The following is a 21,911-nucleotide window of genomic DNA, read 5'->3' on the forward strand; positions in this document are numbered from 1 at the left end:
CCCGACCTCAAGTCGGGACAGCATTCTTCGGGTGCTCGATGCGCCCGGACAGTCACGGTCGAAAGCGGTAGCATCCCATGCGTATTACTATTGAGCGGTCAAACCTGTTGAAATCGCTGAACCACGTCCACCGGGTGGTCGAACGTCGCAACACGATCCCGATCCTGTCCAACGTATTGCTCAAGGCCGATGGCCAGAACCTCGACATGAAGGCGACCGACCTCGACCTCGAAATCACCGAGGCGACGCCGGCAAGCGTCGAGCAGCCCGGCGCCACCACCGTTCCGGCCCACCTGCTCTACGACATCGTCCGCAAGCTTCCCGACGGTTCGGAAGTGCTGCTTGCCACCAGCACCGATGGCGGCGCAATGACCGTGCAGTCCGGCCGCTCGAAATTCTCGCTGCAGTGCCTGCCGGAATCGGACTTCCCTGATCTCACCGCCGGCACCTTCACGCATAGCTTCAAGCTGAAGGCGGCCGACCTGAAGATGCTGATCGACCGCACCCAGTTCGCGATCTCGACGGAAGAGACGCGCTACTATCTCAACGGCATCTTCTTCCACACGATCGAGAGCAAGGGCGAGCTGAAACTTCGGGCGGTCGCCACCGACGGCCACCGGCTGGCGCGCGCCGATGTCGACGCGCCCTCCGGCTCCGAAGGCATGCCCGGCATCATCATTCCGCGCAAGACGGTCGGCGAATTGCAGAAGCTGGTCGACAATCCCGAGGCTGTCGTGACGGTCGAGGTCTCCGACGCCAAGATCCGGCTGACGATCGGCTCGATCGTCATGACCTCGAAACTGATCGACGGCACTTTCCCGGATTACCAGCGCGTCATCCCCACAGGCAACGACAAGGAAATGCGCGTCGATTGCACGAGCTTCGCCCAGGCCGTCGACCGCGTCTCCACCATCTCCTCCGAACGCGGCCGCGCCGTGAAGCTGGCGCTTTCCGAGGGCCAGTTGATGCTGACCGTCAACAATCCCGATTCCGGCAGTGCGACCGAGGAAGTCGCCGTCGGTTACGACACCGATGCGATGGAAATCGGTTTCAACGCCAAATACCTGCTCGACATCACCGCGCAGCTTTCCGGCGAAGAAGCGATCTTCCTGCTGGCCGATGCCGGCTCGCCGACGCTGATCCGCGACACGGCAGGCGACGATGCGCTCTACGTGCTGATGCCGATGCGCGTCTGACCGGAACGAAGGCCGCCCGCCTCCGTTTTTCCTCCTGTCAAAGCGGAGGATCCGATGACGAAAAAGACGGGAACGGTGCGTATCGGCATATCCGGCTGGACCTATGCGCCCTGGCGCGGCCAATTCTACCCGGAAGACCTGCCGCAGAAGCAGGAGCTTTCCTACGCCGCCCGGCATTTCCGTTCGATCGAGATCAACGGCACATTCTACAGCTTGCAGCGGCCTGAAAGCTTCGGCCGCTGGCGCGACGAAACGCCGGATGATTTCGTCTTTGCGGTCAAGGGACCGCGCTTCATCACCCATATGCTGCGGCTGCAGAATATCGAGACGGCGCTCGCCAATTTCCTCGCCTCGGGTCTGCTGCGGCTTGGCCCCAAGCTCGGGCCGATCCTCTGGCAATTCCCGCCGAACATGGCTTTCGATCCCGATCTTTTCGAAAATTTCCTGGCGTTGCTGCCGCATAACGGCGAAGCGGCGGCAAACCTGGCCCGGCGGCACGACGGACACGTCAAGGGGCGAGCCTGGCTTGAAATCGACGGACGACAGCCGATCCGCCATGCCCTGGAGATTCGCCACGAGAGCTTCCGATCACCCGCCTTCATCGACATGCTGAGGCGCCAACAGATCGCCCTCGTCTGCGCCGATACGGTGAAATGGCCGCTGCTGATGGATATCACCGCCGATTTCATCTATTGCCGCCTGCATGGTTCCGAACAGCTCTATGTCAGCGGCTATGAGGACGAAGCCCTCGACATCTGGGCGCAACGCATCCGCGCCTGGGCAACCGGCGGAGAACCGGAGAATGCGACGCGGGTGCTGGCGCCGCTTGCGGCGCGCAGCAAGGGCCGCGACGTCTATCTCTATTTCGACAATACCGACAAGAAGCTGCGCGCGCCCGTCGACGCCGATCACTTAAGCCAGAGGCTCGCCGATCTCATGCCTCGCTCCCACCCAAAAGCGGCATGAGTTGTTGATGCCGATGTCCTTGTTGCGAAAATCCTTGTCCCTTCAGCGACAAGCGGCATATTAAGGGCATTCGATCAACATGCGGATGGGTGGAGAATGAGCTTACGGGTCAAGGTGAAGGAACGGCTGGGCAAGAAGTTCGATGACGAAATCCGCTTCTTCCGGGGCATGATGCAGGGGCCGAAAACGGTGGGCTCGATCGTGCCGACCTCCTCGATCACCGCCAAGCGCATGGCAAGCGTTGTCGACATCCATTCCGGGCTGCCGGTGCTCGAACTCGGACCGGGCACAGGCGCCATCACCAAGGCCATCCTCGGCCGCGGCGTCCGGCCGGAAAATCTCGTCGCAATCGAATATTCGACGGATTTCCACAAACATCTGCTGCGGACCTATCCCGGCGTGCACTTCATCAATGGCGATGCCTTCGATCTTCAGGCCACGCTCGGCGACTACGGCGACCGGACCTTCGATTGCGTCATCTCCTGCATTCCGCTGCTGAACTTCCCGATGGCGATGCGGGTGTCGCTGCTCGAAAGCCTGCTCGACCGCCTACCGGCCGGACGGCCGGTGGTGCAAATCTCCTACGGCGCGATCTCGCCGATCGCCGCCAATCCCGACCGCTATCACATTCAGCATTTCGACTTCGTCGTCCGCAACATTCCGCCGGCGCAGCTGTGGATCTACAAGCGAGGCTGAGATGTTCGGGATCTATGTCACCCATCCGCAGGTCAAGATCGACGCGAACGTGCCTGTGCCGAAATGGGGGCTTTCCGATGTCGGCGCCGAACGCACTCGTAAGGCTGCGTCGAGCGATTGGGCCAAGCGGCTGACCCGCATCATTTCCAGCGACGAGACGAAGGCGATCGAGACGGCTGAGATCCTGGCAGTCGCCTCCGGTCTAAGCATCGAGGTCGTGCCCGCCATGCACGAGAACGACCGCTCGGCCACCGGCTTCCTGCCGCCGCCGCAATTCGAAGAGGCGGCCGACTGGTTCTTCGCCCATCCGGAACAGAGCTTCAAGGGCTGGGAGCGCGCCGTCGATGCGCAGGCCCGCATCGTCGAGGCATTCGACGCCGTTCTTGCCACGCATGATGCGGCTGCACCCATCGCCTTTGTCGGCCATGGCGGCGTTGGCACGCTGCTCAAATGCCATCTGGCCGGCCGACCGATTTCGCGCGACCGCGACCAGCCGGGCGGCGGCGGCAATCTCTATGCTTTCGGCCTTGCGGATCTCGGCCTAACATGCGACTGGACGCCCATCGAAGACTGGCGGGGGTGACTTCACATGGACGCACGCGAGCGATTGATCGTCGGCCTGGATGTTCCAACGATCGGCGAGGCGGAAAGACTGGTTTCGACGCTCGGCGACGACATTCTCTTCTACAAGATCGGCTATCAGCTGGTCTTTGCCGGCGGCCTGGAATTCGCCCGCGATCTTGCCGCAAGCGGCAAGAAGATCTTCCTCGACATGAAGCTGCTCGACATCGACAACACGGTTGCCTCCGGCGTCGAGAACATCGCCAAGATGGGCATGTCGATGCTGACGCTGCATGCCTATCCGAAAGCGATGAGGGCGGCGGTCGAGGCGGCCGCCGGCTCCGGCCTCTGCCTGCTTGGCGTCACCGTGCTGACCTCGATGGACGCCGACGACCTTGCCGAGGCCGGCTACAGCCAAGATCCGCACAGCCTGGTGCTGCGCCGCGCCGAACAGGCGCGCGCAGCCGGCATGGGCGGTATCGTCTGTTCGGCGGCGGAAGCGGCCGAGGTGCGCGAGATCGTCGGCCCCGACATGGCGATCGTCACCCCCGGCATTCGCCCGGCCGGCAGCGACAAGGGCGACCAGAAGCGGGTGATGACGCCTTTCGACGCACTGAAGGCGGGGGCGACGCATCTCGTCGTCAGCCGGCCGATCGTCAAGGCGCCCGATCCGAAAGAGGCCGCCCGCGCCATCCTCAGCGAGATGGTGAGTGCGCTCTGGCCGGCAAACCGCTAATCGTTTCAACGACAAAAGGGAGAAGACCATGGCCAAGGGATACTGGATCGCCCGCGTCGACGTTCGCGATGCCGAGCGCTACAAGGATTATGTGGCGGCCGCCAAGCCGGCCTTCGAAAAATATGGGGCGAATTTCTTGGCGCGGGGCGGCGCCTTCACCGAACTCGAGGGAAAGGCGCGCGTGCGCAACGTGGTGATCGAATTTCCCTCGCTGCAGCATGCGGTCGACTGCTATAATTCGCCGGAATACCAGATCGCCGCGAAAATCCGCCAGGAAGTGGCCGATGCGGAAATGGTCGTCGTCGAAGGCGTCTAGAGCAGCTTCGCATCCCGCAAAACTGACGGTACGATGGGCCTTCCCGTCGCGTCGGGATTGGGCTAAGACGAGAGCCAATTAAGCATCCCGCCAAGCCTCTCGAGGAGCCTGCCATGACCCTTGCCAACCTGCCGCCGCTCGTCACCGTGTTCGGAGGGTCCGGCTTCGTGGGCAGGCACGTGGTCCGGGCGCTGGCCAAGCGCGGCTACAACATCCGCGTCGCCGTGCGCCGTCCCGATCTCGCCGGCTTCCTGCAGCCGCTCGGCAATGTCGGCCAGATCTCCTTCGTGCAGGCGAACCTGCGCTATCGCAACTCGATCGACCGCGCCGTCGACGGTGCGAGCCATGTCGTCAACTGCGTCGGCATTCTGCACGAGGCCGGCCGCAACACTTTCGACGCCGTGCAGGAATTCGGCGGCCGTGCGGTCGCCGAAGCTGCGCGCGGGGCAGGCGCGACGCTGACCCATATTTCGGCGATCGGCGCCGACGCGAAATCCGATTCGGACTATGGCCGCACCAAGGGTCGCGCCGAAACGGCCATCCTCTCGGTCAAGCCCGATGCAGTGATCTTCCGTCCGTCGATCGTCTTCGGACCGGAGGACAGCTTCTTCAACAAATTCGCCGAGATGGCGCGCATGTCGCCGATCCTGCCGCTGGTCGGCGGCGGCAAGACGAAATTCCAGCCTGTCTATGTCGAGGATGTCGCCGAGGCCGTCGCCCGCGCCGTCGACGGCAAGGTCGCCGGCGGCAAGATCTATGAGCTTGGCGGGCCCGAGGTGCTGAGCTTCCGCGAATGTCTCGAGACGATGCTGAAGGTGACGTGCCGCAAGAACCCACTGGTATCCCTGCCTTTCGGCATCGCTTCAATGATCGGCAGCATCGCCTCGCTGGTCCCCTTTGTGACGCCACCGATCACGCCGGATCAGGTGCGCATGCTGAAGCGCGACAATGTCGTCTCCGGGGAAGCCGAGGCGCAAGGCCGCACTCTGAAGGGCCTCGGTATTACGCCCACCATGGTGGCATCGGTGCTCGGCTCCTACCTCGTCCACTATCGCCCGCACGGCCAGTACACCGGCACCGGCAAGGCCGCCTGACCAATTTTACAGCCTTCTGACAACGCCGTTCGCAGACAATGCGGACGGCGTTTTGCCGTCGTGGCTTCACGCAAAGCTGGCGCAAGTTTGAAATGATTGTTTGCCGGTCATATTACGCGGCGTTGCATAAAAGACGCATCGGAAATTTTGTGGAATTAACGCCAAATTTAGCAGGAACGTTTATTGCTATTTGTCATTCCACTGACTACCAAACCCGCGCGTCTTCGGACGGTTTCAACGCCTGCGATAGCGTGCGGCAATCACTGTGAAAGGCATTTCTCGATGGGCAAGTCAATCGCGCTCCTTTTTGCGTGTGCGGCGCTAATTATCCTGGCAGGCTCCTTCGTTGCGCCCGGTTCGGTCGCGGCGGTAAAGGGTGACTGCTCGCCGGCCTATGGCGTCGATCCTTGCTCGACGGCTTCGATCAGCCATTGACGAAAAGGTCGGCCCTCTGCGCCGGCATCTCATAACGACAAGCCGTCGGGAACGCCGAACAAGGGCGCTCCACAATGAACGCTCGGTATTGCCTGCTTCAAAAGCAGCGGCAGACGCCTATTCTCAATATAGCTATCTGAAAAATCGACGCTTGGCGGGGCGCGGGTATTCGTTCGCCACCTTCCGACAGGCACTGCATTCGCGCCGGGACTTGCGCGAATGCAGACTCGTAAGGAAGCCTCAACCGATCAAGCCGGTCGCAGCCATGCCGAGCAGCAAGACACCGAGAATGATGCGGTAGACGGCAAACAGCGTGAACCGGTTGCTTCTGATATAGGCAAGCAGCCATTTGACCGCGACGAAGGCGACGATGGTGGAAACGACGAAGGCGATGCCGAGCGCCGTCCAGTCTTCGCCAGCCGCGCCGCCATCCTTGAACGTCTTCAGCAATTCATAGCCGCTTGCGGCATACATTGTGGGGATGCCGACGAGAAAGGCGAATTCGGTTGCCGCAGCACGATTGCCCGTGCCGGCCAGCATGGCGACGAAGATGGTGGCGCCGGAGCGCGACGTTCCCGGGAACACGCCCGCAACGATCTGGGCGATGCCGACCAGGATGGCGACAAGCCAGGTGATCTCCTTGTGCGGTGGCCTGCGTGCGGCCGCCCATTCGGCAAAGATCATCCAGATACCGCCGATGATCAGCGCCCAGGCGATCGGCGTTGCAGTCTCGGGAAGTTCGAAGCCGAGCTTCTTGACCACAAGGCCGAGAATTGCGGTGATGAGAAATGCGACGATCAGCTTGGCGGCATAATCGCGATTCTCAGGCTCGCGCCAGCCGAGCACCAGATCCAGCAGACGACGCCAATAGATGATGGTGACGGCGAGGATGGCGCCCGCCTGAATGACGATATTGAACATGTCCGACCGGTGTCCGAGCCATTGCTCGGCGATGATCAGGTGGCCGGTGCTCGAGATCGGCAGAAATTCGGTGATCCCCTCTATGATACCGAGAATTGCAGCATTTATATAATCCATACATCGTCTCCGGTTTAAAGTTCGGCCGGGCCTGAGCGCTTGGGTCGATCAGGCTGCCGCTTCCATTCGTTCGTTAGACCGTGTTTCGCCATCGTCAGATGGGGTAAAATCCGATTCGCTTGTATTGGCGGGGCCAAGCTCCTATAGCTTCAACCAATGAGTCATGACTAGGGCGCTATAATTGAGCTGCCACACAGTCCTGTAACAGCAATCACAAAGCCCGAGTATCGATGCCCACGCTTTATCATCATCCCATGTCATCCGCATCTCGCTTCGTCCGGCTGATCCTGGCGGAATACGGCTATCAGGCGGATCTGATCGAGGAGCAGACATGGGAGAAGCGCCGGGATTTCCTGGCGCTCAATCCGGCCGGCACGCTGCCGGTCTATGTCGACGACAGCATGCGCGCGCTCTGCGGCGCGAGCGTTATTTCCGAATATCTGGACGAGACCCACGGCGTGTTGAAACGCGACCGGCGGCTGCTCGCCGAAGACCCCTTTCAGCGGGCGGAAATCCGCCGGCTGACCGAATGGTTCATGCAGAAGATGGAAAACGACGTGACCAAGCCGCTCGCCCGCGAGCGTGTCTACAAGTTGCAGATGACCGCCGATCAGGGCGGCGGAGCCCCGGATTCGAAGATTTTGCGCACGGCCCGCGCGAATATCCGCCAGCATATGCGTTATCTCACCTGGCTTGCCGGCTCGCGTCAGTGGCTGGCGGGCGAGCGGATGAGTTATGCCGATCTTGCCGCTGCGGCGTCGATCTCAATCCTCGACTATCTCGGCGAAATCGAGTGGGCGGACGCGCCCGTCGTCAAGGACTGGTACCAGCGGCTGAAGTCGCGTCCCTCTTTCCGGCCGATGCTGACCGAGCGCGTGCGCGGCCTGACACCGGTTTCACACTATGCCGATCTGGATTTCTGACGAGGGCTCTTCATGCCCGAACCGAAGAATGACGACAAAGAGCGCCGCCGCCGCGACAATTTGACCGAGTTCGTTCGGGCGGAATCTGCCGCCAAGGGCTTCGATCTCTGCCGCATCACGCGCCCGGACGCGATCCCCGAAGCCAAGGAACGGCTCGGCCAGTTCATCGATGCCGGGCGCCACGGGACGATGGACTGGATGGCGGAGACGCGCGACCGGCGCGGCGATCCGCGCACACTGTGGAGCGAGGTGCGCTCCGTCGTCGTCTTCGGCCTGAATTACGCTCCGGAGGAAGATCCGCGCGGTATCCTCGACAAGTCTGATAAGGCAGCTATCTCAGTCTATGCCCGCAACCGCGATTATCACGACGTCATCAAGGGCCGGCTGAAGGAGATCGCCACGCGCTTTGCGGCGCGCGCCGGCGCCGATGTGAAAGTCTTCGTCGATACGGCGCCTGTCATGGAGAAACCGCTGGCGGCGGCCGCCGGGCTCGGCTGGCAGGGCAAACATACCAATCTCGTCAGCCGCACGCACGGTTCCTGGCTGTTCCTCGGCACGATGTTCACCACTGCCGATCTTGCCGTCGACGCGGCGGAGAACGATCATTGCGGCTCCTGCCGCGCCTGCCTCGACATCTGTCCGACGGCTGCCTTCCCGGCGCCTTACCAGATCGACGCGCGGCGCTGCATCTCCTATCTCACCATCGAGCACAAGGGACCGATCGACGCCGATCTGCGCGTGCTGATCGGCAATCGCATCTATGGCTGCGACGACTGTCTTGCCGCCTGTCCCTGGAACAAGTTCGCAAGCTCCGCCTCCGAGATGAAGCTGCAGGCGCGGGAAGAGCTGAAGGAACCGTCGATCGCCTTTCTGCTGACGCTTGACGATGCCGCCTTCCGCACCTTCTTCAGCGGCTCGCCGGTGAAGCGGATCGGCCGCGACCGCTTCGTCCGCAACGTGCTGATCGCCGCCGGCAATTCCGGCGAGACGGCGCTGATCGGGCAATGTCGCATGCTCGCGAGCGATCCCTCGCCTGTCGTGCGCGGCATGGCGGTCTGGGCGCTTTCACGGCTGATGGAGGCTGGCGAATTCTCTGCCTTTGCCGCACAAAGGGCTCACGAGAGAGATGACGACGTCTTGAACGAATGGCGATTGGCGGGAGTGGGCTGATGCATGTGATGATTTTTGGCTGCGGTTATTCCGGCACGGCGATCGCCAAGGCCTTATCAGGCGACGGCGTGCGTATTTCCGGCACGACGCGTTCGCCAGACAAGATGGACGTGCTCCGCCAGAACGGCATCGACGCATTCCTTTTCGACGGCGAGACCATGGAAGAAGGGCTGCGCCGGGCTTTGGCCGATGTCACGCACCTCGTGCAGTCGATCTCGCCCGGGCAGGCCGACCCGCTGCTGCGGCTGCTTGGCAAAGATGGCGCAAGCCTGCTGCCTCGTCTCAAATGGATCGGTTATCTCTCCACCGTCGGCGTCTATGGCGATCATAAGGGCGCCTGGGTGAACGAGGAAACGCCCTGCCTGCCCGTTTCCGGGCGCTCGAAGGAGCGGCTCGAGGCGGAAGAGGGCTGGCTGGCGATGGGCCGGGAGCGCGGTGTGCCGGCGGCCGTGCTGCGCCTTTCCGGCATTTATGGGCCGGGCCGCAACGCCTTCTGCAATCTGGAAAAGGGCACGGCGCGCCGGCTGATCAAGAAGGACCAGGTATTCAACCGCATCCGCGTCGAAGATATCGGCGCGGCGACCCGCTTCCTGTCGGAGCGCGGGCTCGGCGGTATATATAATGTCACCGACGACCGGCCCGCCCCGCCGCAAGACGTGATCGTCGAGGCAGCCCGCCTGATGGGTGTCGAACCGCCACCGGAGCAGGCTTTTGAGACCGCCGAACTATCACCGATGGCACGCTCCTTCTACGGCGAGAACAAACGCATCTCGAATGCGAAACTCAAGGCCACCGGCTTCCAATTCTCCTTCCCGAACTATCCCATGTCGCTTGCGCAATTGTGGCAGGACGGACGCTGGCGCGGCTAGAGCCTTTCCGGGTTAGATTGCAGCATTCTGTTGGCTCAAACGGAGTCGGATGGTCGACCGGCCGGCGCGCGTCGTAGCCCAGCTCTACGGCCAAGCCGGCCGGTCGATCAGCCGGCCCGTTTCAGCCAACCCGAAGGGCCGGGCATCTTTGCGCCAGGACAAAGGCGATCGGCTCGACCGTACAAAGAGGTATGCCCTTCGCCAATCGCCTCTGTCCTGACGAAAACCTGCTCCGGCAGAATGCTTCAATCTAATCCGGAAAGGCTCTAGATCAGGCTGCTGTTTGCAAACAGGGGTTACTCACCCAAAATGAGTAGGAAATTCCTACTTTCGCGCTTTGGTGGGACAATTTTCGCCGCATACTATGGTTAACGGCCTTTGAATTTGCCCAAATGTGGCAACAAATATGGCGAAATCGGAAAAATATTTTTGCGATTTTCGTGAACGCCAGGGCGTTAACTACTTCTTCGGAAAATTCGTTCGTATTTTAACTGATTTCATTATGTTTTTTCCACATTGACGATTGCCGTCGATTTCTAAAATTTCGCCGAAACACTCACGAATGTTACAGATTGTAATATTCCGTGAACGATGGCGGCACTTTTTCGCCACTTTTTAACAGATTTAAGCCCCGCCGCCTGCAAGGGCGTGAGTTCAATAGTTGAGGGATACTCTGTTTTGAAGAAAATACGTCGTTCTATTATCGCCGCGGCAACTATTGCAGCCTGTTCTTCCATGCTTCCGGCGGAAGGTTTTGCTGGCAATGGTTGCGGCGGTGCTTCATGGTACGCACTTCGCTCCAAAACTGCTTCCGGGGAACGTATGAATCCTGCCATCTTGACTGCCGCACATCGTTCGCTTGCCTTCGGCACCAAGGTGAAAGTCACCAACCGCAACAATGGCCGCACCGTCGTCGTTCGCATCAACGATCGCGGTCCGTTCATCCGCGGCCGCGTGCTCGATCTGTCGCGCGCCGCCGCCCAGAATATCGGCATGGTGAGCTCCGGCACTGCGAAAGTCTGCTACCAGGTCATCAGCTGAGCCCAACCCTTGCTCTTGCCGTCAATCGCGGCTACCACGCGGTTGAGACTTGTGAACAATCCGCCCGCGACTGTCGCGCCTGTTGCGGATCATCGCACGCCACGGCAACAGGAGACATGTGAATGCGTTTGGGCGGCCGCCTCGAAGGGGCGATTTCTGTGCTCGCGGACATCGATGCCCGCAAGCGCCCTGTCGCCGACGCGCTGAAGGACTGGGGCCTTGCGCACCGCTTCGCCGGCTCCGGCGATCGTGCTGCGATCGGCAACATCGTCTATGACGCCCTGCGCATGCGGCTTTCCCATGCCTGGCTGATGGACGACGACAGTGCTCAGGCCATTGCCCATGCCGTCATGTTCCGCCAATGGGGTTTTACCCCCGACAGTCTTGCCACCGAGCTGGCGGATGACAAATTTGCGCCGCCGCCGCTTTCGGCCGAGGCCGTCTCGGCCTTTGAAAGCCGCTCGCTTAGCGATGCGCCGCCGCATATCCGCGGCGATATTCCCGAATGGGTCCAATCCTCCTTCGAACAGGCCTTCGGCGCCGACTGGCTGGCCGAGGCACAGGCGCTTGCCGCCCGCCCGACGCTCGATCTGCGCGCCAACAGCCTCAAGGCGTCCCGCGACAAGGTCGTCAAGGCGCTCGACAGGGCCGGCGCGCATGCAGCCAGGATCGCCCGCTACGGCATCCGGATTGCCGCCGGCGAAGGCGCCTCGCGTCTTCCTAACGTCACAGCCGAGCTTTCGTTCCAGAAAGGCTGGTTCGAAGTGCAGGACGAGGGATCGCAAATCGTCGCCGATCTGGTGCTGGCCAGCGACGGCGAACAGGTTCTCGACTATTGCGCCGGCGGCGGCGGCAAGACGCTCGCCATGGCGGCGGCCATGCAGAACAAGGGACAGGTTCACGCCTATGACGCCGACCGCAAACGGCTGGCGCCGATCATCGAACGGCTGAAGCGGGCGGGCACGCGCAATGTCCAGGTGCATGACGACGCCAGGGCGCTTTCCGGCCTTGCCGGGCGCTGCGACAAGGTGCTGGTCGACGCGCCCTGCACCGGCACCGGCACGTGGCGCCGCCGTCCCGATACGAAATGGCGGCTGACGGCAAAGAACCTCGACGAGCGCACTGCCCAGCAGCAGGATGCGCTGACGCAGGCGAGCGGCTTCGTCAAATCGGGCGGCGAGCTGATCTACGTCACCTGCTCGGTCCTGCCGCAGGAGAACGAGGAACAGGTGCGCCGCTTCACGGCCGACAATCCCGATTTTCAGATCGTCAGCGCCCTGCCCGCCTGGGATCAGCTCTTTGGAAAAGACGCCCAGCGTCCGCATTCTTCCGACGGCCTGACAGTGACGCTGACGCCGGCCTCCACCGATACGGACGGCTTCTTCTTCTGCCGCATGCAGCGCAAGGGCTGAGACGGTCAGCCAGGGCCAATAGCGGATCGTGACGCCCGCGGCGGAATGACGCTGCGCAGGACGGCGAGACGGCGCAGATGCTGCCGACTTTTCAAACAGATGCCGTTCAAAAGGCGCGGCTTTGCCAACACCCATCCATCCTTAAAACCATTCCAAACTAGAGCGTTTGACACCAGTTTACTTTTGCGCGAAGAGACGGAGCCCGATTAGACGGAAGATCCCGTCACAGGAGAGGATCATGAAGCTCAACCGCAAATTCCGCGCAGCCGTGCTGGCGATTGCCCCCGCCGCCCTGCTCGCCCTTCCCGCGCATGCCGAGACCGATGCTGCCGCCGTGGTGAAACACTATGCCGACGTGGCGCATGCGAAATACGAGGATTCGCTGACGACGGCAAAGGCGCTCGACGCCGCCATCGACGCCTTCCTGAAGGCGCCTGATGACGCGACGCTGAAAGCCGCCAGGGACGCCTGGATCAAGGCGCGCGTTCCCTACCAGCAGACGGAAGTCTATCGCTTCGGCAATCCGATCGTCGACGACTGGGAAGGCAAGGTCAACGCATGGCCCCTCGATGAAGGCCTGATCGACTATGTCGATGCCTCCTACGGCAGCGAGAGCGACGAAAATTCTCTCTATGTGGCCAATGTCATCGCCAACAAGACGATCAAGATCGACGGCAAGGATGTCGACGCTTCCAAGCTGACGCCGGAATTCCTCTCCGGCACGCTGGCCGAGGCCGGCGGCATCGAAGCCAATGTCGCGACCGGCTATCACGCCATCGAATTCCTGCTCTGGGGCCAGGATCTGAACGGCACGGGCCCCGGCGCCGGCGACCGCCCGGCAACGGATTACGACCTCAAGAACTGCACGCACGGCAATTGCGACCGCCGCGCCGAATATCTGAAGTCCGCCTCCACCCTGCTCGTCTCCGATCTCCAGGAAATGACCGACAACTGGACGCCGGATGGCGCTGCGACGAAGAACGTCGAAGCCGATCCGAAGGCCGGCCTGGTGGCGATCCTGACGGGCATGGGTTCACTGTCCTACGGCGAGCTTGCCGGCGAGCGCATGAAGCTCGGCCTGCTGCTGCACGATCCGGAAGAAGAACATGACTGCTTCTCCGACAATACCTACAACTCGCATCTCAATGACGCGATCGGCATCGCCGCCGCCTATACCGGCAACTATACCCGCGTCGACGGCACCAAGCTCAGCGGCCCGTCGCTGCACGATCTGGTGGCCGCCAAGGACAAGGCGCTCGATGCCGAAGTGGAAGGCAAGCTCAACAAGACGCTCGACGCGATGAACGCCATGGCTAAGCGCGGCGAGACGGTCGAGAAGTACGACCAGATGATCGGTGAAGGCAACAAGGAAGGCAACGCCGTCGTCCAGGCTGCCATCGACGGGCTGATCGACCAGACGAAATCGGTGCAGCGCGTTATTGCCGCACTCGATCTCGGTACGGTTCAGCTTGAAGGTTCCGACAGCTTGGATAATCCTAACGCCGTCTTCAAATAAGCAAAAAGGCGGGCCGCTTCGAAGCCGGAGCGGCCCGGACCCTGAAATGTCGCATGCCCCGGCCCGCCGATTGATCGCCAGCGCAGCCCTCTGCGCCACGCTTGCCGGTTTTTCCGCAGCCATCGCCGCCGGTTTCGATCTGCCGGCGAAACGCACCGATCTTTCCGAAACCGATCTGAAACGTGTCGCCGACGTGACCCGACCGACGGCGGATTTTTCCAAGGCAGAACAATACGAAGCGATGCAGGCGGGTGCGACCACCTCGATCGACCCTGTCACCGAGGATAGCTTCTCGCATATTTCGGCCAACATCCCCTTCGAGGAAGAGCAGAATTTCAAGCTCGGCAACGCGCTCTTCCGCAAGCTCTGGGTTTCCGCTCCCTCCTCGACGCAAGCCTCCGATGGTCTCGGGCCGCTGTTCAATGCCCGCTCCTGCATGAGCTGCCATGTCAATGATGGCCGCGGCAAACCGCCGGAAGGAGGCCCGAGCGCCACTTCGATGCTGCTGCGGCTTTCCCGCGCGGCCAGGACGCCGGCGGAAGAAAAGGCGATTGTGCAATCTGATGTCGTCAATTTCCCCGATCCGGTTTACGGCCACCAGCTGCAGGACCTCGCTGTTCCCGGCCTTGCCGCCGAAGGAAGGATGGCGATCAGCTACCAGGAAGAACCAGTGACGCTGAGCGACGGCGAGATCGTGTCGCTGCGCCGGCCGAGCTATGCGGCCGTCAATCCCGCCTACGGGCCGCTTGATCCGGCGACGACGATTTCGCCGCGTGTCGCCTCGGCGATGATCGGCCTCGGGCTGATCGAGGCCATTCCCGAGGCTGACATCCTGACCCATGCCGATCCCGACGATGCCGACGGCGACGGCATTTCGGGAAAGGCGGCGATCGTGCGCGATCATCGCAGCGGCAAGATTGCCCTCGGCCGGTTCGGCTGGAAGGCGCAGAACGCCACGGTGCGCGACCAGAGTGCCGATGCCTTCGCCAACGATATCGGCATCTCGACACCCGATCAGCCGAATGCGCAGGGCGACTGCACCAAGGCGGAAGAAAAGTGCCTTGCTATGCCGACCGGTGTGCAGAAACGTCTGGGCAAAGAAGAGGCGCCGGGTTCCATTCTCGACCTCGTGACCTTCTATTCCGAAAATCTCGCCGTCCCGGCGCGCCGCAAGGCGAGCTTTCCCGAGACGCTGCATGGCAAGCGGATCTTCTACGAAAGCGGCTGCATTTCCTGCCATGTGCCGAAGTTCGTCACCCGCCGCGATACGCCCGAAAAGGCCCAATCCTTCCAGCTGATCTGGCCCTATTCCGACTTCCTTCTGCACGATATGGGCGACGGCCTTGCCGACGGACAGCAGGTCGGTCTTGCAAGCGGACGTGAATGGCGCACGCCGCCGCTATGGGGTATAGGACTGACCCGGACTGTCAGCGGACACAGCTTTTTCCTGCATGACGGCCGTGCGCGGAGCCTCACCGAAGCGATCCTCTGGCATGGCGGCGAAGCTGAAAAGGCCCGCAACGCTTTCTCCTCCCTGTCTAAAGACGACAGGGTGGCCCTGATTACATTCCTGGAGTCACTTTGATGCGCCTTTGGCACCCCCTGCTCTGCCTCACTCTGATCGGCCTCGCCACATCGGCGGCCGCCCAGACCGCGGCTCCCCCGGCGGGGCTGAACGAGGATGCCGTTCCCGCCGTCATGCAGCGCGCCGTCGACGAGGTGATCCGCCCGGGCTATCGCAACATGCAGCAATCTGCCGCCCGGCTGACGACGGCGATGAAGGATCTTTGCGCCGACGGCACGCAACAGACGCTCGACAAGGCGAAATCCGCCTTCGACGATACGATCCGCTACTGGTCGATCGTCGAGATCGTCCAGACCGGACCCGTCATCCAGGACAATCTCTTCGAGCACATCCTGTTTTATCCCGACCGCAAGGGTGTCGGCCTCAAGCAGGTGCAGGCGCTGATCGCCAAGGCCGATCCGAAGGATGCGACAGTCGATGCGATCGCCGGCAAGAGCGTCGCTTTGCAGGGCCTGACGGCGCTGGAATATGTGCTCTACGGCAACGGCTCCAACGATCTCGTCGGCCAGAAAAATGGATTCCGCTGCCTTTACGGCCAGGCGGTTGCCGGCAATATCCAGCGTGAGGCCGGCGAAGTCGTCGCCGCCTGGGAAAAGCCCGACGGCGTGCAGGCGAGCTGGAAACATCCCGGACCGCAGAGCGACGATTTCATGGACAACAAGGAAGCGGTGACGGCGCTGCTCGGCATTCTCGTCCATGGTGCGGAGAATGTCCGCGACCAGCGGCTGGAGCAGTTCTACAAGGGCAAGGACAGCGCGCCGCGGCCGCGCATGGCGATCTACTGGCGCTCCAAAAATACCTGGAAATCCATGGCCGCCAATCTGGAGGGCCTGCGCACGCTCTGGCAGAAGGCCGGCATGGCCGAGCTTCTGCCGCCGGACAAGCAGCCGATCGCCGCCGCAATCGACGAAGACTTCAAATCGCTGCTCGACAGCGTGCCGAAGCTCAATCCCGACATCGACGTGGCGACAAGCGATGCGGAGAAGGCCAAGCTCGATACGCTGCTTGCCGAGAGCCGTGACCTGATCACCCGGATCAGCGACGAATATGGCGCAGCGATCGGTCTTTCGGCTGGCTTTTCCTTCTCGGACGGAGATTGAGACAATGATACGAAGTGCCGCGATCAACCGACGCAGTTTCGTCAAGGCAGCCGGCCTCGGCTTCCTTGCGGCCTTGACGCCACGGGCACTGATGGCCCTGGAGCGGACTGACGCGGTCTATGCCTCGGGCATTCGTACAGCCGACGGCTCCTTTGCCATTGCGACCGTGACCGAGCGCGGCGAGATCGTCGATCAGCTGGCGCTTCCCGCCCGCGCCCACGGCATGGCCTTCAGCGCTGCCACCGGCAAGACCGTCGCCTTCGCGCGCCGGCCCGGCACCTTTGCGATGGTCTTCGATCCCTGGAATAAAAGCGAGCCTGTTGTCATCAACTCCAGGGAGGACCGGCATTTCTACGGCCACGGCGCCTTTTCCCCCGATGGCCGCCTGCTCTATGCCAGCGAGAACGACTTCGACGGCAATCGCGGCATGATCGGCCTCTACGACGCCACCGACCGCTTCACCCGCATCGGCGAATTCGAGAGCTACGGCATCGGTCCGCACGACATGACCGTGTCCGACGACGGACGCCTTCTGATCGTCGCCAATGGCGGCATCGAGACACATCCGGATTTCGGCCGCACCAAGCTCAATCTCGGCGAGATGCAGCCGTCGCTGACACTGATCGATGCGGCGACCGGGGCCTTGGTCGAAAAACATGTGCTGCCGGCGGAATGGGCCGAACTCTCCACCCGCCACGTCGATCTCGACGGCGACGGCCGCATCTGGTTCGCCTGCCAGTATGAAGGCCACCGCAAGGATTTGCCGCCGCTTGTCGGCCATTTCGCCAAAGGCGAAGATCTCTCCTTCATCGATCTGCCGGAGGAGACGACGCGCCGGCTTGCCAACTACGTCGGGGCGATCGCCGTCAATCGCAGCGAGGGCCTCGTCGGCATCACCTCGCCAAAGGGCGGCGCCTCGGTGACCCTTGACGCAAAGTCGGGCAAGGTGCTGGCCGAGACCGTCGTTCCCGATGCGGCGGGCATCGCCCCGGCAAGAAGCGGCTTTGCCGTTTCTTCCTATGATGGCGATTTCCTGTCGACCCGCAGCGACGTCGCCTGGGATCAGCACATCGTGCGGATCTAAATCAGAGAAGCGCAATTCCGGACGCGAAACCGCTGCACACTTTTGCTGGCATTGCTTTAGCCGGCGCGCGAATAGGCTTTCTGCTCGGCGCTGACGCTCGATGCCGCGGCCCTGGCCGCCTCGTGCAGCCATTCGTTTCCCCGCACCGCCAAGTCCTTCAGGATCGCCGCAACCGCCGCCGCATCGTTGGAATGGCAATTGGCGATCTCGAAGCCCATCAGTTCCAGCATCGTCGGCGAAAGCAGGATCTCGGGATGCCGGGCGATTTCGATTTTGCAGCTGTTCGGCGAGAGCCTGCGCACGAGGATGCGGCCGGAGACCCGGTAGTGAGGATCGGCTGAGCGCGCCCGTCCATTGGCGATCTCGTCCGCATGGATCGCCACGTCCTGCTTCCTCTGGCGAAGCGACCAGACGGACGGCAGCAGCGCCTTTGCCTCGCGCAGCACCGGCCCACCCTGCCACTCGGCATAGGCGACGAAACGCGGCCGGCCGAGACTGCCGGTGCCGCCGCTGCGCGGCTTCGGCACGAAGGGCCCTGTCCCGGACGGCAGCGCGCCGGTGAGCGCCATGACATAGGCTGATGGTGGCAGCTTGCTGCCGGGACGCAACATTTCGTATTTCTCCCAGAATTCCCGGCGTTCGGAATTTGGCAGCATCAGCGCCTTGCGCAGCCATTTGTGGTCGCGCTCGAGGATGACGGGCAATGGATTTTCAAGGCCCCTGCGATAGCCGCTCAAGATCAATTCGCCGATCATGCGAGCCGAGGGACCGTCGTCGCCGCGGGCCAGGATGGCGCTTGCCGCAAGACGAACGAGATCAAATGCATAGGGCATCACCGCCGCGTCGTCGAAATCATTGACGCCCCAGACGAGCCGGCCTTCGACATCTCGCCAGGTGCCGAAATTCTCCAGATGCGTATCGCCGATCGCCAGCACCTCAGGCGCGCCTGACAGTTCCGGGCAGATATCGAGGATGATCTCGCACCAGCGCCAATAGGTGGCGCGCAGGAAGACGAAATCCCCGCTTCGCATCTTCTCGTGCTTCTCGCGCAGATCGTCCTTGACGAGATCGTCGCCGAGTTCGCCGGCCAGCCAGGTCTCGAAATTCCGGACCGATTGCGATATCGTCGTCATGCCGGCGCTCCATCATTTCGCGATCCGATGCGGAGAATACGCGCACCGCGCGAAGCTGCAATCGTCTTCGCATCGGATCGCCACAATCCAGCGGTACTGGCCAGCGGTACTGGCCAGCCGTACCGGCTTGCACGGCAAGGGAAAGGTGAAAGGTTGCCTCGGCGACACGGACGCAGCTTTCCATCGCCGCCCGGACCGATTTCGGCAATGTCCAGCTTGTCGAATCCGGCGCACCATGCCACTTTCGCGGCTGCAAGAGGGGCAGACATGAGCGAGACTGACAGGGGCGATTTCCGCGCACGAATCCGCCGTAATTTTGCGCGGCAGGCGGCGATGGAGACGATCGGCGCGGAGTTGACGCGCGTCGAGCACGGTGTCGTCGAGATCGAGCTTCCCTTCGACGTTAAACTGACACAGCAGCACGGCATCCTGCATGCGGGCATCATTTCCGCGGCGCTCGATTCGGCCTGCGGCTTTGCGGCCTATAGCGTCATCGACCCCGAAGCCTCGATCCTGACGATCGAGTTCAAGGTCAATCTCATGTCGCCGGGGCGTGGCGATCGTTTCCTGTTTCGCGGGGAAATCACCAAACCCGGCTCCACCATCATCGTCGCCGACGGGCGAGGCTACGCGATCAGCGACGGGCCGGCCAAACTCATCGCCTCCATGACCGGAACGATGATGGTGATCCGCGGTAGGGAAGGAATAACGGGATGAAGTTCGAACTGAAATCGGTCGCGGGGAAATCCATCCTGTTCGTCATGGCGGCCGAGGCCGAATACGGTCCCTTCCTGCGTTCGCGCATCGAACCTTTGATGACCGGCGTCGGCCCGGTCGAGGCGGCGGTGGCGCTGACCAAGGCGCTAGGGCGGCTGGATGCCGCCGACGACCTGCCCGATCTCGTCGTTTCGCTCGGCTCAGCCGGCTCGGCGAAACTGGAGCAGACCGAAATCTATCAGGTGACCTCGGTTTCCTACCGCGATATGGACGCCTCGCCGCTCGGCTTCGAAAAGGGCAAGACACCCTTTCTCGACCTGCCCGCGGTGCTCGATTTGCCGTTGCGCATTCCCGGCATTCCGGAAGCAAGCCTTTCCACCGGCGGCAACGTCATCTCGGGCGCCGCCTATACCAATATCGACGCCGACATGGTCGACATGGAGACGTTTGCGGTGCTGCGCGCCTGCCAGGGCTACAAGCTGCCGCTGATCGGCCTTCGCGGCATTTCCGACGGCGCGGTCGAGCTGCAGCATATTTCGGGCTGGACCGAATATCTGCACATCGTCGACCGCAAGCTTTCCTACGGCGTCGACAGCCTGTTCACGGCGCTGGAGGACGGGGTTTTCTGGTTCTAGGCCCCAAAGCGCCGCGCGTCTTTCAGACGCGCGGGGACAATCGGAACAATAAAAACCCGATGCCGCCGATTTCCCGCATTGCAAGGCGAAGCGCTTTTCATTAAAGCCTCGCCATGACCCAGACAGCACATCCCGACTCCGTTCTCATCGTCGATTTCGGCAGCCAGGTGACCCAGCTCATCGCACGACGCGTGCGCGAGGCTGGCGTCTATTGCGAGATCGTTCCCTTTCAATCGGCCGAAGAGGGCTTCAAGCGCCTGCAGCCGAAGGCCGTGATCCTGTCCGGCAGCCCCGCTTCGACGGTGGACGAGGGATCGCCGCGAGCGCCTGACATCATCTTCGACAGCGGCCTGCCGGTCTTCGGCATCTGCTACGGCCAGCAGACGATGTGCATGCAGCTCGGCGGCAAGGTCGAGAGCGGCCATCACCGCGAATTCGGCCGCGCCTTCCTCGATGTCGACAAGGATTGCCAGCTGTTCGAGGGCCTCTGGTCCTCCGGTTCGCGTCATCAGGTCTGGATGAGCCATGGCGACCGCGTCACGGCGCTGCCGGATGGTTTCGAGGTGGTCGCCACCTCCTCCAACGCGCCCTACGCCTTCATCGCCGACGAGAAGCGCAAATATTACGGCGTTCAGTTCCATCCCGAGGTCGTGCATACGCCCGATGGCGCCAAGCTGATCGGCAACTTCATTCACAACATTGCCGGCATTAGGGGTGACTGGTCGATGTCGGCCTATCGCCAGAAGGCGGTCGAGCAGATCCGCGAGCAGGTGGGCAACAAGCGCGTCATCTGTGCGCTTTCGGGCGGCGTCGACAGTTCCGTCGCAGCCCTGCTGATCCACGAGGCCGTCGGCGACCAGCTGACCTGCATCCTCGTCGACCACGGGCTGATGCGCAAGGACGAGGCGGCCAATGTCGTCGCCATGTTCCGCGAGCACTACAATCTGCATCTGCTGCACGTCGATGCTTCCGACCGCTTCATCGGCGAGCTCGAAGGCGTCAGCGACCCGGAAACCAAGCGCAAGATCATCGGCAGGCTGTTCATCGAGACCTTCGAAGAAGAGGCCAAGAAGCTCGGCGGCGCCGATTTCCTCGGCCAGGGCACACTTTATCCCGACGTGATCGAGAGCGTCTCCTTCACCGGCGGCCCGTCGGTGACGATCAAATCGCACCACAATGTCGGCGGCCTGCCGGAGCGCATGAAGATGCAGCTCGTGGAACCGTTGCGCGAGCTCTTCAAGGACGAGGTGCGCGCGCTCGGCCGCGAGCTCGGCCTGCCCGACAGCTTCATCGGCCGCCACCCCTTCCCGGGCCCCGGCCTGGCGATCCGCTGCCCCGGCGGCATCACCCGCGAAAAGCTGGAGATCCTGCGCGAGGCTGATGCGATCTACCTCGACGAAATCCGCAAGGCCGGCCTCTACGACGCCATCTGGCAAGCTTTCGCCGTGCTGCTTCCGGTGCAGACGGTCGGCGTCATGGGCGACGGGCGCACCTATGAGTTCGTCTGCGCGCTGCGCGCCGTCACCTCGGTCGACGGCATGACGGCGGATTTCTACCACTACGACATGGAATTCCTCGGCCGCGCCGCAACGCGCATCATCAACGAGGTGCGCGGCATCAACCGCGTGGTCTACGACGTCACGTCGAAGCCGCCCGGTACGATCGAGTGGGAGTGATGCCGAGCCGAT

The 21,911-nt window shown here is 62.3% G+C and carries 22 protein-coding genes; 19 read left to right on the forward strand and 3 right to left on the reverse strand.

Annotated features, from left to right (window positions below; genetic code table 11):
* Nucleotides 1-77 precede the first annotated feature (77 nt).
* The 7 genes from dnaN to FHT75_RS14120 all read left to right on the forward strand — a co-directional run bounded on the left by dnaN (nt 78) and on the right by FHT75_RS14120 (nt 5,565).
* Nucleotides 78-1,196, forward strand: coding sequence for a DNA polymerase III subunit beta (gene dnaN / locus FHT75_RS14090; protein ID WP_028757665.1), 1,119 nt, complete (start codon nt 78-80; stop codon nt 1,194-1,196).
* A gap of 54 nt (nt 1,197-1,250) precedes the next feature.
* On the forward strand, nt 1,251-2,162 hold the full coding sequence (locus tag FHT75_RS14095) for a DUF72 domain-containing protein (RefSeq protein ID WP_097543186.1): 912 nt from the start codon (nt 1,251-1,253) through the stop codon (nt 2,160-2,162).
* 96 nt (nt 2,163-2,258) lie between these two features.
* Nucleotides 2,259-2,858: a phospholipid N-methyltransferase PmtA gene (gene pmtA, locus FHT75_RS14100; protein ID WP_028758385.1), complete on the forward strand. Its 600-nt coding sequence runs from the start codon at nt 2,259-2,261 to the stop codon at nt 2,856-2,858.
* A 1-nt stretch (nt 2,859) separates the two neighbouring features.
* Nucleotides 2,860-3,441, forward strand: coding sequence for a histidine phosphatase family protein (locus FHT75_RS14105; protein WP_028758384.1), 582 nt, complete (start codon nt 2,860-2,862; stop codon nt 3,439-3,441).
* A gap of 6 nt (nt 3,442-3,447) precedes the next feature.
* Complete coding sequence (gene pyrF / locus FHT75_RS14110; RefSeq protein ID WP_028758383.1) at nt 3,448-4,155, forward strand: orotidine-5'-phosphate decarboxylase; 708 nt, start codon at nt 3,448-3,450, stop codon at nt 4,153-4,155.
* Nucleotides 4,156-4,183: 28 nt separating this feature from the next.
* Entirely contained in the window at nt 4,184-4,471 is a 288-nt protein-coding gene (locus tag FHT75_RS14115; protein WP_028758382.1) for a DUF1330 domain-containing protein, read from the forward strand.
* Between the two features lie 113 nt (nt 4,472-4,584).
* Nucleotides 4,585-5,565 carry a complex I NDUFA9 subunit family protein gene (locus tag FHT75_RS14120; RefSeq protein WP_028758381.1) on the forward strand — a complete coding sequence of 327 codons (981 nt, stop codon included), beginning with the start codon at nt 4,585-4,587 and terminating at the stop codon, nt 5,563-5,565.
* A gap of 675 nt (nt 5,566-6,240) precedes the next feature.
* Here the strand turns inward: FHT75_RS14120 and FHT75_RS14125 are convergent.
* Nucleotides 6,241-7,038 (reverse strand): undecaprenyl-diphosphate phosphatase, encoded by a 798-nt coding sequence (locus tag FHT75_RS14125; RefSeq protein ID WP_097543185.1) that lies wholly within the window; start codon nt 7,036-7,038, stop codon nt 6,241-6,243.
* Nucleotides 7,039-7,268: 230 nt separating this feature from the next.
* On the opposite strand from FHT75_RS14125, the gene FHT75_RS14130 reads away from it, so the two are divergent.
* Genes FHT75_RS14130 through FHT75_RS14140 form a run of 3 tightly spaced genes read left to right on the forward strand, consistent with a single transcriptional unit; the run spans nt 7,269 to nt 10,000 of the window.
* On the forward strand, nt 7,269-7,961 hold the full coding sequence (locus FHT75_RS14130; RefSeq protein ID WP_028758378.1) for a glutathione S-transferase family protein: 693 nt from the start codon (nt 7,269-7,271) through the stop codon (nt 7,959-7,961).
* A gap of 12 nt (nt 7,962-7,973) precedes the next feature.
* Nucleotides 7,974-9,131, forward strand: coding sequence for a tRNA epoxyqueuosine(34) reductase QueG (queG, locus tag FHT75_RS14135; protein ID WP_063474812.1), 1,158 nt, complete (start codon nt 7,974-7,976; stop codon nt 9,129-9,131).
* A complete protein-coding gene (locus tag FHT75_RS14140) occupies nt 9,131-10,000 on the forward strand; it encodes an SDR family oxidoreductase (RefSeq protein ID WP_063474813.1) in 870 nt (289 codons plus the stop codon). The genes queG and FHT75_RS14140 overlap by 1 nt, the downstream gene beginning before the upstream one ends.
* Before the next feature lie 536 nt (nt 10,001-10,536).
* On the opposite strand, the gene FHT75_RS35840 is transcribed toward FHT75_RS14140, so the two are convergent.
* Nucleotides 10,537-10,836 (reverse strand): hypothetical protein, encoded by a 300-nt coding sequence (locus FHT75_RS35840; protein WP_244604869.1) that lies wholly within the window; start codon nt 10,834-10,836, stop codon nt 10,537-10,539.
* Between FHT75_RS35840 and FHT75_RS14145 the strand changes: the two genes are divergently transcribed.
* The 6 genes from FHT75_RS14145 to FHT75_RS14170 all read left to right on the forward strand — a co-directional run bounded on the left by FHT75_RS14145 (nt 10,736) and on the right by FHT75_RS14170 (nt 17,738).
* Entirely contained in the window at nt 10,736-11,041 is a 306-nt protein-coding gene (locus FHT75_RS14145) for a septal ring lytic transglycosylase RlpA family protein (protein WP_244604868.1), read from the forward strand. The genes FHT75_RS35840 and FHT75_RS14145 overlap by 101 nt on opposite strands.
* Before the next feature lie 122 nt (nt 11,042-11,163).
* The gene (locus FHT75_RS14150; RefSeq protein ID WP_063474814.1) at nt 11,164-12,453 is read left to right on the forward strand and encodes an RsmB/NOP family class I SAM-dependent RNA methyltransferase; all 1,290 of its coding nucleotides are present in this window, start codon (nt 11,164-11,166) and stop codon (nt 12,451-12,453) included.
* A 238-nt stretch (nt 12,454-12,691) separates the two neighbouring features.
* Nucleotides 12,692-13,969, forward strand: coding sequence for an imelysin family protein (locus FHT75_RS14155; RefSeq protein WP_063474815.1), 1,278 nt, complete (start codon nt 12,692-12,694; stop codon nt 13,967-13,969).
* 46 nt (nt 13,970-14,015) lie between these two features.
* Nucleotides 14,016-15,554: a di-heme oxidoredictase family protein gene (locus FHT75_RS14160; RefSeq protein WP_063474816.1), complete on the forward strand. Its 1,539-nt coding sequence runs from the start codon at nt 14,016-14,018 to the stop codon at nt 15,552-15,554.
* A complete protein-coding gene (locus FHT75_RS14165) occupies nt 15,554-16,654 on the forward strand; it encodes an imelysin family protein (protein ID WP_063474817.1) in 1,101 nt (366 codons plus the stop codon). The genes FHT75_RS14160 and FHT75_RS14165 overlap by 1 nt, the downstream gene beginning before the upstream one ends.
* Nucleotides 16,655-16,658: 4 nt before the next feature.
* Nucleotides 16,659-17,738 carry a DUF1513 domain-containing protein gene (locus tag FHT75_RS14170; protein WP_063474818.1) on the forward strand — a complete coding sequence of 360 codons (1,080 nt, stop codon included), beginning with the start codon at nt 16,659-16,661 and terminating at the stop codon, nt 17,736-17,738.
* A 56-nt stretch (nt 17,739-17,794) separates the two neighbouring features.
* On the opposite strand, the gene FHT75_RS14175 is transcribed toward FHT75_RS14170, so the two are convergent.
* Nucleotides 17,795-18,871, reverse strand: a complete 1,077-nt coding sequence (locus tag FHT75_RS14175) for a DUF2252 family protein (protein WP_063474819.1) — start codon at nt 18,869-18,871, stop codon at nt 17,795-17,797.
* Nucleotides 18,872-19,138: 267 nt separating this feature from the next.
* Between FHT75_RS14175 and FHT75_RS14180 the strand changes: the two genes are divergently transcribed.
* The 3 genes from FHT75_RS14180 (at nt 19,139) to guaA (ending at nt 21,899) form a co-directional block, all read left to right on the forward strand.
* On the forward strand, nt 19,139-19,588 hold the full coding sequence (locus tag FHT75_RS14180; RefSeq protein WP_003544704.1) for a PaaI family thioesterase: 450 nt from the start codon (nt 19,139-19,141) through the stop codon (nt 19,586-19,588).
* Nucleotides 19,585-20,223 (forward strand): 5'-methylthioadenosine/S-adenosylhomocysteine nucleosidase, encoded by a 639-nt coding sequence (locus FHT75_RS14185; protein ID WP_183844884.1) that lies wholly within the window; start codon nt 19,585-19,587, stop codon nt 20,221-20,223. Before FHT75_RS14180 ends, FHT75_RS14185 begins: the two co-directional genes overlap by 4 nt.
* A gap of 113 nt (nt 20,224-20,336) precedes the next feature.
* Nucleotides 20,337-21,899, forward strand: a complete 1,563-nt coding sequence (guaA, locus tag FHT75_RS14190; RefSeq protein WP_183844883.1) for a glutamine-hydrolyzing GMP synthase — start codon at nt 20,337-20,339, stop codon at nt 21,897-21,899.
* Nucleotides 21,900-21,911 lie beyond the last annotated feature (12 nt).

Source organism: Rhizobium sp. BK112, from assembly GCF_014193215.1.
Lineage (GTDB): Bacteria > Pseudomonadota > Alphaproteobacteria > Rhizobiales > Rhizobiaceae > Rhizobium > Rhizobium anhuiense.

Bases quoted from the DNA above. Each gene is read 5' to 3' on its own strand.
- guaA (WP_183844883.1), top strand. From the start codon at position 20,337: ATGACCCAGACAGCACATCCCGACTCCGTTCTCATCGTCGATTTCGGC.
- FHT75_RS14095 (WP_097543186.1), top strand. From the start codon at position 1,251: ATGACGAAAAAGACGGGAACGGTGCGTATCGGCATATCCGGCTGGACC.
- FHT75_RS14150 (WP_063474814.1), top strand. From the start codon at position 11,164: ATGCGTTTGGGCGGCCGCCTCGAAGGGGCGATTTCTGTGCTCGCGGAC.
- FHT75_RS14115 (WP_028758382.1), top strand. From the start codon at position 4,184: ATGGCCAAGGGATACTGGATCGCCCGCGTCGACGTTCGCGATGCCGAG.
- FHT75_RS14155 (WP_063474815.1), top strand. From the start codon at position 12,692: ATGAAGCTCAACCGCAAATTCCGCGCAGCCGTGCTGGCGATTGCCCCC.
- FHT75_RS14145 (WP_244604868.1), top strand. From the start codon at position 10,736: ATGCTTCCGGCGGAAGGTTTTGCTGGCAATGGTTGCGGCGGTGCTTCA.
- dnaN (WP_028757665.1), top strand. From the start codon at position 78: ATGCGTATTACTATTGAGCGGTCAAACCTGTTGAAATCGCTGAACCAC.
- FHT75_RS14130 (WP_028758378.1), top strand. From the start codon at position 7,269: ATGCCCACGCTTTATCATCATCCCATGTCATCCGCATCTCGCTTCGTC.
- FHT75_RS14170 (WP_063474818.1), top strand. From the start codon at position 16,659: ATGATACGAAGTGCCGCGATCAACCGACGCAGTTTCGTCAAGGCAGCC.
- FHT75_RS14185 (WP_183844884.1), top strand. From the start codon at position 19,585: ATGAAGTTCGAACTGAAATCGGTCGCGGGGAAATCCATCCTGTTCGTC.
- FHT75_RS35840 (WP_244604869.1), bottom strand. From the start codon at position 10,836: ATGGCAGGATTCATACGTTCCCCGGAAGCAGTTTTGGAGCGAAGTGCG.
- pyrF (WP_028758383.1), top strand. From the start codon at position 3,448: ATGGACGCACGCGAGCGATTGATCGTCGGCCTGGATGTTCCAACGATC.
- FHT75_RS14140 (WP_063474813.1), top strand. From the start codon at position 9,131: ATGCATGTGATGATTTTTGGCTGCGGTTATTCCGGCACGGCGATCGCC.
- FHT75_RS14160 (WP_063474816.1), top strand. From the start codon at position 14,016: ATGTCGCATGCCCCGGCCCGCCGATTGATCGCCAGCGCAGCCCTCTGC.
- FHT75_RS14175 (WP_063474819.1), bottom strand. From the start codon at position 18,871: ATGACGACGATATCGCAATCGGTCCGGAATTTCGAGACCTGGCTGGCC.
- FHT75_RS14165 (WP_063474817.1), top strand. From the start codon at position 15,554: ATGCGCCTTTGGCACCCCCTGCTCTGCCTCACTCTGATCGGCCTCGCC.
- queG (WP_063474812.1), top strand. From the start codon at position 7,974: ATGCCCGAACCGAAGAATGACGACAAAGAGCGCCGCCGCCGCGACAAT.
- FHT75_RS14120 (WP_028758381.1), top strand. From the start codon at position 4,585: ATGACCCTTGCCAACCTGCCGCCGCTCGTCACCGTGTTCGGAGGGTCC.
- FHT75_RS14125 (WP_097543185.1), bottom strand. From the start codon at position 7,038: ATGGATTATATAAATGCTGCAATTCTCGGTATCATAGAGGGGATCACC.
- pmtA (WP_028758385.1), top strand. From the start codon at position 2,259: ATGAGCTTACGGGTCAAGGTGAAGGAACGGCTGGGCAAGAAGTTCGAT.
- FHT75_RS14105 (WP_028758384.1), top strand. From the start codon at position 2,860: ATGTTCGGGATCTATGTCACCCATCCGCAGGTCAAGATCGACGCGAAC.
- FHT75_RS14180 (WP_003544704.1), top strand. From the start codon at position 19,139: ATGAGCGAGACTGACAGGGGCGATTTCCGCGCACGAATCCGCCGTAAT.